Annotated in this window: 9 protein-coding genes; 5 read left to right on the top strand and 4 right to left on the bottom strand. The window is 62.8% G+C overall.

All coding sequences use genetic code 11. The features are described from left to right. Positions 1-33 precede the first annotated feature (33 nt). Positions 34-1,053: a YVTN family beta-propeller repeat protein gene (locus R8871_RS29550; protein ID WP_175053646.1), complete on the bottom strand. Its 1,020-nt coding sequence runs from the start codon at positions 1,051-1,053 to the stop codon at positions 34-36. A 607-nt stretch (positions 1,054-1,660) separates the two neighbouring features. On the opposite strand from R8871_RS29550, the gene R8871_RS29545 reads away from it, so the two are divergent. Then, positions 1,661-4,522 (top strand): YadA-like family protein, encoded by a 2,862-nt coding sequence (locus tag R8871_RS29545; protein WP_175053645.1) that lies wholly within the window; start codon positions 1,661-1,663, stop codon positions 4,520-4,522. 271 nt (positions 4,523-4,793) lie between these two features. On the opposite strand, the gene hrpA is transcribed toward R8871_RS29545, so the two are convergent. Beyond that, positions 4,794-9,173 carry an ATP-dependent RNA helicase HrpA gene (hrpA, locus tag R8871_RS29540; protein WP_175053644.1) on the bottom strand — a complete coding sequence of 1,460 codons (4,380 nt, stop codon included), beginning with the start codon at positions 9,171-9,173 and terminating at the stop codon, positions 4,794-4,796. 23 nt (positions 9,174-9,196) lie between these two features. Between hrpA and argA the strand changes: the two genes are divergently transcribed. The 4 genes from argA (at position 9,197) to proP (ending at position 13,292) form a co-directional block, all read left to right on the top strand. Beyond that, positions 9,197-10,585: an amino-acid N-acetyltransferase gene (gene argA, locus R8871_RS29535; protein ID WP_175053643.1), complete on the top strand. Its 1,389-nt coding sequence runs from the start codon at positions 9,197-9,199 to the stop codon at positions 10,583-10,585. Between the two features lie 54 nt (positions 10,586-10,639). Next, positions 10,640-10,915: an oxidative damage protection protein gene (locus R8871_RS29530; RefSeq protein WP_074282891.1), complete on the top strand. Its 276-nt coding sequence runs from the start codon at positions 10,640-10,642 to the stop codon at positions 10,913-10,915. Positions 10,916-10,954: 39 nt separating this feature from the next. Further along, positions 10,955-11,221, top strand: a complete 267-nt coding sequence (locus tag R8871_RS29525) for a hypothetical protein (RefSeq protein ID WP_175053642.1) — start codon at positions 10,955-10,957, stop codon at positions 11,219-11,221. Between the two features lie 568 nt (positions 11,222-11,789). Further along, entirely contained in the window at positions 11,790-13,292 is a 1,503-nt protein-coding gene (gene proP / locus R8871_RS29520) for a glycine betaine/L-proline transporter ProP (RefSeq protein WP_246287847.1), read from the top strand. A 200-nt stretch (positions 13,293-13,492) separates the two neighbouring features. On the opposite strand, the gene R8871_RS29515 is transcribed toward proP, so the two are convergent. Both R8871_RS29515 and R8871_RS29510 read right to left on the bottom strand, forming a co-directional pair. Beyond that, positions 13,493-13,981: a metallophosphoesterase family protein gene (locus R8871_RS29515; RefSeq protein ID WP_175053640.1), complete on the bottom strand. Its 489-nt coding sequence runs from the start codon at positions 13,979-13,981 to the stop codon at positions 13,493-13,495. A 24-nt stretch (positions 13,982-14,005) separates the two neighbouring features. Further along, entirely contained in the window at positions 14,006-14,815 is an 810-nt protein-coding gene (locus R8871_RS29510; RefSeq protein ID WP_175053639.1) for a hypothetical protein, read from the bottom strand. Position 14,816: the final 1 nt, after the last annotated feature.

The raw sequence follows: 14,816 nt of genomic DNA, 5'->3' as shown, positions 1-14,816 counted from the left end.
TACTTCATTCCTGGCAGTGTGCCTGTTACAGCGTCACGCGCCGTTCGGCGCCGTAATCGGCGCGCGATTGAAGAAATAGATACCGTGCGGCGAACGGCCGACAGCTATCGTCTGGATTAGCTTACGCGTGTTCAGGTCGATGATGCCGACATGTTTCGCGAAGCGGAAAGTCACCCACAGATAGCGTTTGTCCGCTGAAAGTTCCATGTCGTCCGGACCCGGCATCAAACCGGTGATATCGCCGACGTTGGTAAGCGTGTCTTCGTCGATGATGCTGATCGTGCTCGCGACGCGGTTCGACACCGCTACGTGCTTGCCGTCGACCAGCGAGCGGAAGTTGTGCGCGCCCTTGCCGGTCTGGATCGTCTTGACGATTTTCTGGTTGCGCCAGTCGACCACCGCGACGTAATCCGCCCCGGTCATGCCAATCAGCAGATATTTCTCGCCCGGGGTCATCCACAGGCCGGCCGGCACCTTGCCGACCTTCATCTTCCACTTGACGGTTTGCGTGGCCAGATCGATAGCGGCGAGCTCGCCCGAAACCTGCAGCGTGACGAACACCGTCTTGCTGTCATTGGTGAACGCCATGTGGCTCGGCATCACCGCGAGCGGCAGACGCGAGGCCAGCGTCATCTGGTTCTTCTGGCTGTCGTAATGATAGACGTCGAGGCGGTCCAGACGCAGCCCGGTGGTGACGAGCCATTTGCGGTCGGGCGAAAAACCAATCTGATACGGATCCTCAATATTCTCGACCCAGCGCTGGACCTGGCCCGACTTCGGGTCGACGAACATCAGATTGTTCGACACCGAGTTGGCGACGATCAGCGACGAGTTGTCCGGCGTGGCCATCAGATGGTGCGGCTCCTTGCCCGTCGGCACCGTGCCGATGACCTGGCGGGTGGTCTCGTCGATCAGGCTCAGCGTGGCTTCGCCGGAATTGAGCACGATCACGTTGTTAGCGAAGGCCGCCGGAGAAAAAAAGCCTGCGGCGGCAACCAGCGCCGCGCCTGCGGCGAACGTGGCAGTCACGCCGGGAAGAAAAAATTTACGCATGAAAACTCACTTCGGAGAACAACCGTCATTGTAGAACGTTTGCTGTGACCAGCGGTTGACGTGGATGCGGGTGCGACGCGTGGAAAAACGCAGGGAAGCGGCGCATCCGAGGGCGAATCTGTCAGCGAATTCCGAGTCATTGACAACCGGCGCCGGTTTTGCGTGGAAAAACCAGAGGCAATCCGCATCAACCCATTTTGACCCACACGATAACAGCCCATTAAATTCCTATGCCATTGTGTTTTTCATAAGATAAAACAAGATTATTCCTTATTTTATACAATCAAAAAGCACTTATCCAAAATCAATTACATTCCGCCATTTATTTCCAACAATTTAAGAATTGGCTTATTTCAGCTTCACCCCGCCAGAACTGACAATCTCGCCGCTCATCGCCCATGCACTTAATCCCGTGGACTTGAAAGCATGATGCAGTTAGTTCGGACGCGCAAGAAATTCAACAGAACACACGAAAACGGCCGTAATCAATAACCGTCGCCGACGTGTTCTGCCTATGCGCGACACATTAAGGGCGATGACGCCTTTTCCGACTCAAAATGCTTTCGTGTGCCGTCCACGATCTAATTCCGGCGGAGTTTTCTGAAGAATGAATAAAATCTACAAATCGGTTTGGTGTGAGACAACGGGCTCGTGGGTCGCCGCGTCGGAGACGGCTCGCTCGAAAACGAAACGCGCGGCATCGCGGAAATTGGTCATGGCGCAGGCTGTACTGGCTGGGGCAACGTTGCTGGGCGGTATGCAAGTGGCGCAGGCGGATACGATTTACTTCGCTGCCGGCTCGGTCGTTCCGGGCGTGGATCCCAATGCCACAGCCTCGGGACCGGGCTCGGTGGCGGCAGGCGTGGGGGCAAGCGCATCGGGTTCGGGATCCATCGCGATCGGCAACTGGGCAACGGCAACGAACACCGCCGCGATCGCGTTCGGGTTCAAGGCGCAAAGCTACGGCGAAGGTGCTTTCGCGGCCGGGATGACGGCTCTGGCCGACGCTGATTTCAGCACCGGTGTCGGCAACTTCGCCGTCGCGAAGGGCGTGGGCGCAACGGCCCTCGGCGCGTTCGTGCAGGCCAATGGCACGCATTCAGTTGCGCTCGGCTATACAGCGGAGGCGCAAAGCGCGGATTCGGTCGCCATCGGCACCTATTCCCGCGCAAACGGCCCGCAAGCGAGCGCGTTTGGCGTCAACTCTTATGCATTCGACGTTGGCAGCACGGCGCTCGGCGCCAATGCGCTCGCGAATAAAAGCGGCGCGGTCGCCATTGGGCTTGACGCTAGCGCCTTCGCGGACGGCAGCGTTGCACTCGGGCAAGGCTCAGTGGCGACTCTGGCGAATACGGTGTCGGTCGGTTCCGCCACTCAGCGGCGCCAGATCACCAACGTTGCCGCCGGCACCGAAGCTACGGACGCCGTCAACTTGAGCCAACTGAATGCCGTTGCCGCTGACGCCTCACGCTATTTCAAGGCACGCGGCGCCAATGACGGCTCCGATGATGCCACCGCAAACGGCGACCGCTCGGTTGCGATCGGCGCCTCCGCCAACGCTTCCGGCGCTGATTCATTGGCGGTCGGCACCTCCTCGTGGGCACAGGGAGAGAGCAGCACCGCCGTCGGCACTCTGGCTACGGCGGCAGGCGACGGCTCGACGGCGCTTGGCTTTAACGCTAGCGCCGTCGCGGCCAACTCGGTCGCGCTGGGTCAGGGCTCGATCGCCGATCGTGCCAACACCTTCTCTGTCGGGGCAAGCGGTGCAGAACGCCAGATCACCAATGTCGCTGCCGGCACCGAAGCTACGGACGCCGTCAACCTGAGCCAACTGAATGCTGCTGCCGCTGACGCCTCACGCTATTTCAAGGCAGGCGGCGCCAACGATGGCACCGATGATGCCACCGCAAACGGCGACCACTCGGTTGCGATCGGCGCCTCCGCCAACGCTTCTGGCGCTGAGTCATTGGCGGTCGGCACCTCCTCGTGGGCACAGGGAGAAAGCAGCACCGCCGTCGGCACTCTATCTGCGGCAGCAGGCGACGGTTCGACGGCGCTCGGCTATAACGCTAGCGCCGTCGCGGCCAACTCGGTCGCACTGGGTCAGGGCTCGATTGCCGATCGTGCCAACGCCGTCTCTGTCGGTGTAAGCGGTGCAGAACGTCAGATCACCAACGTCGCAGCCGGCACCGAAGCTACGGACGCCGTCAACCTGAGCCAACTGAATGCTGCTGCCGCTGACGCCTCACGCTATTTCAAGGCAGTCGGCGCCAACGATGGCTCCGATGATGCCACCGCAAATGGTGACCACTCGGTTGCGATCGGCGCCTACGCCAACGCTTCCGGCGCTGGGTCATTGGCGGTCGGCACCTCCTCGTGGGCACAGGGAGAAGGCGGCACCGCCGTCGGCACTCTGGCTACGGCGGCAGGCGACGGCTCGACGGCGCTTGGCTTTAACGCTAGCGCCTTGGCGGCCAACTCGGTCGCGCTGGGCCAAGGCTCGATCGCCGATCGTGCTAACACCGTCTCTGTCGGTGCAAGCGGTGCAGAACGTCAGATCACCAACGTCGCAGCCGGCACCGAAGCTACGGACGCCGTCAACGTTGCCCAGCTGAAGGAAGTTACGTCGCGGACCGACGCCAGGCTCGACGGCGCCGTGATGTACGACAAGAACGCCGACGGCAGCGTCAACAAGAACAGCGTCACACTCGGCGATGCAACGAGCGGTAGCACGGTGCTCCATAACGTCGCCGACGGCGTGAACGCAAGCGACGCCGTCAACCTCGGCCAGTTGAACACGGCCATCGGCAACGCTGTGCAAAACATCAGCGTGAACCCGAACGTGCCGTTCGTCAGCGCCGACGGCAACACCAACACGGAGGCTGCGCGGGCCTCGGGTGCGCATTCGGTCGCGGTGGGCGCCAACGCCAACGCGACTGGCACGAACGCAATCTCCGTCGGCGCGAACTCGGTCGCAAGCGGCAACAACGCCACCGCACTCGGCGCAGCGGCGAACGCCAGCGCGAACAACTCAGTGGCGTTGGGTCAGGGCTCGGTCGCGAACCGCGCAAACACGGTGTCGGTCGGCGCAGCGGGCCAGGAACGTCAGATCACGAATGTCGCAGCCGGCGTGCAAGGCACGGACGCCGTCAACGTCAATCAGTTGCAGCAGAGCGTAAGCGGTGCGGTCGGCAAGGCAAACAGCTACACCGACGATCAGATCCGCTCGGCCCGGCGCGATTCGTACGGTGGCACGGCGTCGGCGCTGGCGGCTGCAGGTTTGCCGCAGGCGGTCTTGCCGGGTCACGGGATGATGGCAATTGCGGGCGGCACATATGGCGGCCAGTCGGCGATGGCCATCGGCGTGTCGCAACTGTCGGAAACCGGCAAGTGGGTCTACAAGGTGCAAGGGACGACCGACTCGCGTGGTCAGTTCGGCGCATCGGTCGGTGCGGGCATGCACTGGTAAAGCTTCGGCAAGATGTGTGACTGGTTCGATCGGAACCTGTCACATCGATCCCACTAGCGTTGCCGTATCAACGGCGAGCAGGCACGGGCCCGCAAGAGCCCGTGCCCTTTGCGCGCGACGTCATTCTCGAAAGGAGTGGCGTCGCGCGCTTTTTTGCTCGACACCACGCGTAGAACCGCATCGGCCAACGCCAGACGAACGAAGCGGACACTTGCGCCGCCCCACTCCGTGCGCGCGCTCCGTGCCGCATCCGCCCCTCCTCATCCACCACTCAACGCTGCATCGATTCCCACACCTTGTAGACACGCTTCACCGACACCGGCATCGGCGTACGCAGCTCCTGTGCGAACAGCGAAATCCGCAGTTCCTCCAACAGCCAACGGAATTCCGACAAGCGCGGATCCAGCACGCCGCCGCGTTGCGCAAGCGCGCGCTGGTAGTTCTGCAACAGCGGATGGAATTCGGCGAACTGCCTTGCGTCGCGCGCGGAGTCTGCCTTCAGCTTGTCGATGCGCAGTGCAATGCCCTTCAGGTAGCGCGGAAAGTGCGCCAACTGCGGATACGGTGTGTCGACCACAAAGCGCTTGCCAATCAGGCCATCCAGCTGATTTTGCATATCCGCGTGCGCGGCCGTGAACGACTTCGCCTGCACCAGCTTCTTCGTCACGGTCGCGTATTCGGTCAGTATCTGGCCAACGAGCCGGGCGATTTCCTGTGCCAACAGCGTCAGACGGCTGCGGCCTTCGTCGCGGCGCGTGTGGAAACTGATGTCATCGGCTGGCAGCGGGTCTTGCAGACAGGCGCGGTCGAGCGCGGTGTCGATCAGTTGATCGCGCAGCTCCTCCTGGGTGCCGCGCGGCATGAACTGCATCGCCATCTCACGCAAACCGGGGAGATTCTTCTCCAGATACTTGATCGGCTCTTTCAGTTGCAGCGCGAACAAACGCCGCAGCCCTGCGCGATGAATCCGCGCCGCTTCGTCGGGTGAATCGAACACTTCGACGTCGCAATGCGTGCCGCGATCCACTAGCGCCGGATAACCGAACAAGGTCTGCCCGCCACGACGAATTTCGAGCAACTCGGGAAGCTTGCCGAAATTCCACGTCGTCAGTTTTTCGTACAGCGCGGTGCCCGCTGCGCCGTCTTGCGACGCAGTTTGCGGCCCTGAAACTGCAGCGCCCTTGCCTCGCGAAGCCGCACCGTTTGCCCCGCCGGCTGATCCGGAAGCTTGCGCGCCAACAGCCACACCGCCACCGCCGCCCGCATCCGCCAACGCCACCCCAGCCGCCCCCGACGCAATCTTCTGGAAGTGCTGCTGCGCCTGGCCGCCAAGTTCAGCACGCAGTTGCGACATGTTCCGGCCCATCGCAAGCTGCCGCCCGTGCTCGTCGATGACCTTGAAGTTCATGAACAGATGCGGCGTCAGCGTCTCGAGCTTGAAGTCCGATTGCTTCATCGCGACCTGAGTCTGCTCGCGAACATCGGCGATCAGCGTCTCGAGCAAACCGCCCGCGCCGAAGCGCGGACCACTATGCCGTTCGACGAAACCCGCCGCGAACTCAGGCAGTGGCACGCAATGGCGCCGCAGCTTCTGCGGTAGCGATTTCAACAACAGTTGCGTCTTCTCTTTCAGCATGCCGGGCACGAGCCATTCGCAACGCCGCGCATCGACCTGATTGAGCGCATACAGCGGCACCGCGAGCGTCACGCCGTCGCGCGGTGAACCGGGCTCGAAGTGATACGTGAGCGCCATCTCGACGCCCGCCATCGTCATCCGCTTCGGGAACAGGTCGGTCGTCACGCCGGCGGCTTCGTGCCGCATCAGATCGTCGCGCGACAGATACAGCAAACGCAGTTTGTCTTCCGGCTGGCCGCTCTTCTTCACCTCGTCGCGATACCAGCGCTCGAACGAAGCACCCGTGTAAATGCCTTTCGGCAGCGCCTGATCGTAGAAGCCGAAAATCAGTTCGTCGTCGACCAGCACGTCCTGGCGGCGAGACTTGTGTTCGAGCTGCTCGATATCGGCAAGCAGCTTGCGGTTGTGCGCGAAGAACGCGAGCTTCGTATCGAACTCGCCTTCCACCAGCGCGCCGCGAATGAACAATTCGCGCGCACGCGCCGGGTCCTGCTTGCCAAAGCTCACGCGCCGCCGGTGGTAAATCGGCAAACCGTATAGCACCGCGCGCTCGAACGCCGACACCTGCGCCGCCCGCTTTTCCCAGTGCGGCTCGGACAACGATTTCTTCAGCAGATGCTCGCCGATCTTTTCGATCCATTCCGGCTCGATCTTCGCGATGCAGCGTGCGTACAGCCGGCTCGTCTCAACCAGTTCCGCGGCCATCACCCACTTGCCGGCCTTCTTCACCAGCGCCGAGCCCGGCCAAAGGTAGAACTTGATGCTGCGCGCGCCGAGGAAATACGGTTCGTCGTCGGCTTTCAGGCCGATGTTGCCGAGCAGGCCGGTCAGCAACGCGAGGTGAATCTGCTCGAAAGTCGCTTCGGCTTCGTTCAGCCGCCAGCCGTGCTCGCGCACCACGGTCAGCAGTTGCGAATGCACGTCGCGCCATTCGCGCAAACGCAGTTGCGACAGGAAGTTCTTGCGGCACTCGTCCTGCAACTGCCGGTTCGACTTCTTGTGCGCGATCGCTTCTTCGAACCAGTTCCAGATCTTCAGCCATTGCAGGAACTCGGAACGCTCGTCGGCAAACCGGCGGTGCGCCTGGTCGGCCTGCTCCTGCGCCTCGATCGGCCGGTCACGCGGGTCCTGCACCGACAAGGCGCTCGCGATGATCAACACTTCCGTCAACGCCTGCTGATCGCGCGCGGCGAGAATCATCCGGCCGACGCGCGGATCGAGCGGCAAGCGCGCGAGTTCGCGGCCAAGCGGCGTGAGCTGGTTGTCGTCGTCGACGGCGCCCAGTTCGTTCAACAGTTGATAGCCGTCGGCGATCGCGCGACCCGGCGGCGGCTCGATGAACGGAAAGGTTTCGATCGCCGTCAGATGCAGCGACTTCATCCGCAGAATCACCGACGCCAGCGACGAACGCAAAATTTCCGGGTCGGTGAAACGCACGCGGCCCTGATAGTCGCTTTCCTCGTACAGACGAATACAGATGCCATCCGCGACGCGGCCGCAACGCCCTGCCCGCTGATTCGCGGCGGCCTGCGAGATCGACTCGACCTGCAACTGCTCGACCTTGTTGCGATACGAGTAGCGCTTCACGCGCGCGAGACCCGTATCGACCACATAGCGAATGCCGGGCACCGTCAGCGAGGTTTCAGCGACGTTAGTGGCCAGAACGATGCGGCGCGCGTTCGACGTGCGGAACACGCGTTCCTGCTCGGCGGCGGACAAGCGCGCGAACAGCGGCAGAATTTCCGTGTGCGGCGGGTGGTGCTTGCGCAGCGCTTCGGCGGCATCGCGGATTTCACGCTCGCCGGGCAGGAACACCAGTACGTCACCGGGGCCTTCCCGGCACAGTTCGTCGACCGCATCGACGATCGCTTCCATCAGATCGCGATCTGTTTCGCGCTGGGTCTTCGGCCTGTCGCGCGATTCACGCGACGAAGAAGAGGAGCCCTCCGCCGCCTTTACCGCCGGGCTGTCCTCCGCGACTGGCCGATAGCGCACCTCGACCGGATAGAGACGCCCGCTCACTTCGATCACCGGCGCAGGCTTGCCGTCGCGGCCGAAATGACGCGCGAAGCGGTCCGCGTCGATCGTCGCCGAGGTCACGATCAGCTTCAGATCGGGCCGCTTGACGAGGATTTCCTTCAGATAACCCAGCAGAAAATCGATGTTCAGGCTGCGCTCGTGCGCTTCGTCGATGATCAGCGTGTCGTAGGCTTTGAGCAGCGGATCGGTCTGCGTTTCGGCGAGCAGAATACCGTCGGTCATCAGCTTGACCGATGCGCCCGGCGACAGATTGTCGGTAAAACGCACCTTGTAGCCGACCACTTCGCCGAACGGTGTGCCGAGTTCTTCGGCGATCCGGCGGCCCGTCGCCGATGCCGCGATCCGGCGCGGCTGGGTGTGGCCGATCAAACCGGAGCCACCCGCGCCGAGGCCGCGCCCGAGTTCAAGGCAGATTTTCGGCAATTGGGTCGTCTTGCCGGAGCCGGTCTCACCGCAGACGATCACGACCTGATTCTGTGCAATGGCGCGCGCGATCTCCTCGCGGCGGCCGGAAACCGGCAGCGCTTCGGGGAACGTGATCGGCGGAATCGGATTCGGTTCGACGACGCGCTGAACGCGCGGCGGACGTGGTTCACGACGCGGCTGAGCACCTTGCGCATCGCCTGCTTGCGGCGAATTTTGCGCGCGCCCTTCGTCACGACGCGCCGGCTGGGCAGCGCTTCCGGTATTGGGCTGCCTGCGCGAAACATCGCCTCGCGGCGACTGTTTGCGCCCTTCATGCGCAGCTTTCGGCGCCGGCGCGCCCGCTTCGCGGCGCGCCTCACGCGGCGGATTATTTTTCTGCGCGGACACGCGCGCGTCATCCGCGGAGCGCAGCGACTCACGCGCGGCTGGTGGCGTATTGCGGTTAGCGTCCTGCGCATCGCGGCGCTCTGCGTCACCGGGCTTCACCTGATCGGCGGCCGGCGTCACATTCTCGTTCGCCGTAGCGGGACTTTTGGGTACATTCGACATGGGGGCGCATTATAATCCCCGGCATGAATTCCCAAACCGACCTCGTCCCCGCGCCCGCGAGCGTTCCGGCCCCCGCCGGAGCAACGGAAGACCTCGCACAGCACGCGCAATTCGTCGACTGGATGCGCTCAGTCGCCCCTTATATCCATGCGTTCCGGAACAAGACGTTCGTCGTCGGTTTCGGCGGCGAGGTGGTGCATCAGGGGCTCCTGAATGCGCTCGTGTCCGATATCGCGCTGCTGCAGGCCATGGGCATCCAGATCGTGCTGGTGCATGGCTCCCGGCCGCAGGTCGAAGAGCAGATGAGCCTGCACGGCGTGGAATCCGAGTTTTCGCACGGCATGCGCATTACCGATGCACGCGCTTTGGAGTCCGCGAAAGAAGCGGCCGGCGAAGTGCGTCTGGATATCGAGGCGGCGATCAGCCAGGGCTTGCCGAACACGCCGATGGCGCACGCGCACATCAGCGTGGTGTCCGGCAACTTCGTGACGGCGCGCCCGGTCGGCATTCTGGACGGCGTCGATTTCGCCCACACCGGCGTGGTGCGCAAGATCGACGCGGACTCGATCCGCCATTCGCTCGCGAGCCGCAAGCTCGTGCTGCTCTCGCCGCTCGGTTTTTCGCCCACCGGCGAGGCCTTCAATCTGTCGATGGAAGACGTCGCGTCCGCTGCCGCCATCGCGCTGCGCGCCGACAAGATCGTGTTCCTGACCGAAACGCCGGGCCTGATGGAAACTGGCGAAGAAGGACCTGAGCTGATCCGCGAACTGTCGCTCGACGACGCCTACAAGCTGCATGAAAGCGGCGAGGTCACCGGCGACGCGGGCTTCTATCTGAAACATTCGATCCGCGCTTGCCGCGGGGGCGTGGCGCGGGCGCACATCATCCCCTACGCGCTCGACGGCAGCCTGCTGCTCGAACTGTTCCTGCACGATGGCGTGGGCACGATGATCTCGTACGAGAACCTCGAAAGCCTGCGCGAAGCCACGCCGGACGACGTCGGCGGTATTCTCTCGCTGATCGAGCCGCTCGAATCCGACGGCACGCTGGTACGACGCGGCCGCCACCAGATCGAACGCGACATCGACCATTTTTCGGTGATCGAGCACGATGGCGTGCTGTTCGGCTGCGCGGCGCTGTATCCGTACCCGCAGGAGCGCATCGGCGAAATGGCCTGCCTGACGGTCGCGCCTGAAGCGCAAGGCACCGGCGACGGCGAGCGCCTGCTCAAGCGCATCGAGCAACGCGCGCGCGCACGCGGCCTCACGCGGATTTTCGTGCTCACCACGCGCACCGAACACTGGTTTCTGAAGCGCGGCTTCGTCAAGGTCACGGTCGATGACCTGCCGGAAGACCGCCGCCGACTCTATAACTGGCAGCGCAAGTCGCTCGTGCTGATGAAACAGCTCTGAGCGGCCCCATATAAAACGACTGCCCGCCCCACACCGATATAGGAGAAGCACAGCATGACTCGTATGGTTCAATGCGCGAAGCTCGGCAAGGAAGCCGAAGGCCTCGATTTCCCGCCGCTGCCCGGCGAACTCGGCAAGCGGATCTACGAAGGTATTTCCAAGGAAGCCTGGCAGGCCTGGTTGAAGCAGCAAACCATGCTGATCAACGAAAATCGCCTGAACATGGCCGATCCGCGCGCTCGCCAATATCTGATGAAGCAGACCGAAAAGTTCTTCTTCGGCGAAGGCGCGGATACGGCGCAAGGTTACGTGCCGCCGGCAGCAGAGTAAGCGAGCCGAATAAGCGCTTTCTTGCGCAACAAGCCAGGATTGGCAACCAGCCTGACGAAAAATCCGCGCCGCGAGCGCGGATTTTTTTCGCCTGTCTGGCCACGCTTTTTGCTGCCAGATACAGCAGATTTTCGTCGCCTCGTTCGCCGCCCGACGCAGCAGATTTTCGTCGCTCCGTTCGCCATCCGATACGCCACATTTTCGTCGAGCTTCGAGCCGCCGGATCGCCGGCTTCCAGTTGCGCCTTTCGCTGTCTTCGAGTCTCGGCAAAAATTTACTAACCGGACCATTTCCGGCCACTTTTAAGCCTCTTTTCCATACCGCCGCAATCCGCCGAATCCCCCGCCACGCAAGGGATTGAGCGCCCTTCCCGGGCTGCCGGCCGAACCTCGGGTTTGCACGATCATCCGTCATCGTGCTAACATGTGCATCGTTCCAACAGTAATTCACCAGCATTTCACTCCGCGTCGCGTTCCCTTCAAGCTGACTCATCGCGCCTTTTCCGGCACGCTGCCACGCTGAACTGAACAGTTTTTATACAAGAAGGCTTGTCGGTCGTTTCCCCGCTTGAGCTCGCACTATGAGCGGCGATCCAGCACCGGCCTTTTTCGTTTCGAGCCTTCCAGCGGCGCATGGGCCAGCTTTCAGCCACCCCAGCGTCCTCATGCATCTGCCCCCCTTCCACGGCCACGCAGATGCAACAGTCAGCACAATCTAGACGAGTGTTTTTTCGCGAATCGTTCGCGAGGCACGGGCGTTTTATTTTCTTTTTCGCGCCCCTCTTCCATCGCCTTCGGGCGAGAGAGACGCCATCGCCCCGCTCGCGAAACTGCACTTCCCCAGCACCCGTGGCGGAACATTCATGCGCGTTTTCATGAGTTTCGTCGCAGTCATTGGAGTTTTCACCTTGACCGCTTCCAGCAACGGCTTCTGGCGACATCACAAAGAAGAACAACGCCTCTCACTCGACGACATAACCGTCGTCGACCAATCTCTCCTCAAGCGGGCCGTCGGCGCCATGGCGCTCGGCAACGCGATGGAATGGTTCGATTTCGGCGTGTACAGCTACATCGCTGTCACGCTCGGCAAAGTGTTCTTCCCGTCGTCGAACCCGTCCGCCCAGTTGCTCGCCACCTTCGGCACGTTTGCGGCGGCGTTCCTGGTGCGGCCGATCGGCGGCATGGTGTTCGGGCCGCTGGGCGACCGCATCGGCCGTCAGCGGGTGCTGGCCATGACCATGATCATGATGGCGGCCGGCACGCTCGCGATCGGCCTGATTCCGAGCTACGCGACAATCGGCATTTTCGCGCCGGTGTTGCTGCTGGTCGCGCGCCTGGTGCAAGGTTTCTCGACGGGCGGCGAGTACGGCGGCGCCGCCACCTTCATCGCCGAATTCTCGACGGACAAGCGCCGCGGTTTCATGGGCAGCTTTCTCGAGTTCGGCACACTGATCGGCTACGTGCTCGGCGCAGGGACCGTCACGGTCCTGACGGCGACGCTCTCGAACGAGGCGCTGCTCTCGTGGGGCTGGCGTGTGCCGTTCCTGATCGCGGGTCCGCTTGGTTTGATCGGCCTGTACATCCGGATGAAGCTCGAAGAAACGCCCGCGTTCAAGAAGCAGGCCGAGCAACGCGAAGCTGAAGACAAGGCGATTCCGAAGCAATCGTTCCGCGAATTGCTGATCCAGCAATGGAAGCCACTTCTGCTGTGCGTCGGCCTCGTGCTGATCTTCAACGTCACCGATTACATGGCGCTCTCGTATCTGCCGAGCTATCTGTCGGCCACGCTGCACTTCAACGAAACGCACGGTCTCTTCCTCGTGCTGCTCGTGATGGTGCTGATGATGCCGATGACATTGGCCGCCGGCCGCCTGTCCGACACGATTGGCCGCAAGCCGGTGATGCTGTTCGGTTGCGTGGGTCTGTTCGTGCTGTCGATTCCCGCGCTGCTGCTGATTCGCATGGGTACGGTGCTGCCGGTGTTCGGCGGGTTGATGATTCTCGGCGTGCTGCTGTCGTGCTTTACCGGCGTGATGCCGTCGGCGTTGCCGGCGCTTTTCCCGACCAAGATTCGCTACGGTGCGCTCGCGATCGGCTTCAACATTTCGGTGTCGCTGTTTGGCGGAACGACGCCGCTCGTGACGGCATGGCTGGTCGATAGCACCGGCAATCTGATGATGCCCGCGTACTACCTGATGGGTGCGTCGTTGATCGGTATCGTGTCGGTGCTTGCGTTGCGTGAAACGGCCCGCAAGCCGTTGCTCGGCTCCGGTCCGTGTGTCGCAACGCGTGCCGAAGCGCATGCGGTGTTGCGCGGCGAGCGTGAGGCGGCGGAGATGGATGAAGGCTACGCTGCCGCGGCTACGGCGCGTGCCTGATGTTGGATTGCGCGGTAGCTAGTTAGCCGCCGACGTTATGCGCACGTCATTCTCGTTAGCGGTTAGCGGTTAGCGGTTAGCGGTTAGCGGTTAGCGGTTAGCGGTTAGCGGTTAGCGGTTAGCGGTTAGCCGCAGGCAACCATAACAACAAACGTTAGCGTGTCCGAAAACGGGCCGGCAGATATTTGCCGGCCCATTTTTTATGTCACCAGAGAATCGAACGTTGCGCTGGCGTGCGCTCCTTCAACGATCAGCATACCGGCGGAAATCGGCAACTTGAATCGCCTTGGCCCTGCGCTGCCTGGATTGACGAACAGCACCCCATCGCGCTCGCTGATCGCGGGCTTGTGCGAGTGCCCCGTCACGACCACGTCGATGCCTTCGCTGCGCGGGTCGTCGCCCACGTCGGCAATGTCATGCACGACGAGGATCGTCACTTGTTGCACGGTCAGCTTGACGTGTGTCGGCAGCGAGGCAACCGGTTCGTCGATATCGTTATTGCCGCGCACGGCGGTGACTGGCGCGATCTGCGCGAGGGCATCGAGGACCGCCTGATTGCAGATGTCGCCCGCGTGGATAATCGCATCGCACCCTGCGAGGTACTGCAGGGCCTCAGGACGCACGAGGTTATGCGTGTCGGAGATCAAACCGATCCGAGTGGCTGGAGAGCTTGGCGCGCGCGAAGTCATGATGTCAGTATCGGCCAATCGGCCTCAATCCGCTGCCTGCTGTTCAGCAAGCTCACGCGTCAAAACCGGCGCCGGCCGCTTTGCGCGAAGCAACCGCCTCGTCGTCCCCTGCACCAGTACCGACACCACCGCCGCGCACGCAAAACTGAACCACACACTGTAGTGCGGCAACATCGTCGCGGTTACGGCGAAGAACGCTGCGAACGAGCCGCGGCCGATCACCATGCCGCGCGTCAACAACGCGACGAAGTCCGAGCCATGCGCGCGCTGGGCCGACACCGCGAGGACGATGCCGAGCAAAGGAAACACTGACAGCAGCCCGCTCCATGTCGCGCCCATCGACGCGGACAGCGTCGTCACCGCCAACGTCAGCAACGCGCCCGCGAGCATGCGCAGCGCAAGATCGCCGAGCCCGAGGCGCCCCGCCGGCACATGGCCCGTGACGCGCGGCAAGCCGCTTTGCGAAATGGCGACCGCCACGCAACTCGCGGCCACCGCCCACATCAGTCCACCCGGCAAATGCGTGAGCAGCATCGCCACGCCAACCCATCCCAGCATGCCGGCCACAAGCGCAAGCGGCCAAGCTGAACGCCGGCAAGTCCACGCATACGCGAAATTGAACGCCTCTGAGGCAGCGATCGCCGCAATCGACGCCGCCGACGCCAGCGCCGCGAACGCCGGCCCACGCTCCAGCGCGAGCAGCAACACGATCGGGCCGGACACCACCGGCAGCCCCGCCAGCCATCCCGCCACTGACGGCCCCCACACGCGCCCCGCCACAGTCAGCGCGGCCAGAAACGCGGGCACCAACGTGAGCTTGAGCGCAAGCAACATG

This window comes from Paraburkholderia sediminicola (assembly GCF_902859805.1).
Taxonomy (GTDB): Bacteria; Pseudomonadota; Gammaproteobacteria; order Burkholderiales; family Burkholderiaceae; genus Paraburkholderia; species Paraburkholderia sediminicola.
Note: the sequence above shows the minus strand (reverse complement) of the source record. Positions and strands in the feature narration are given on the sequence as shown.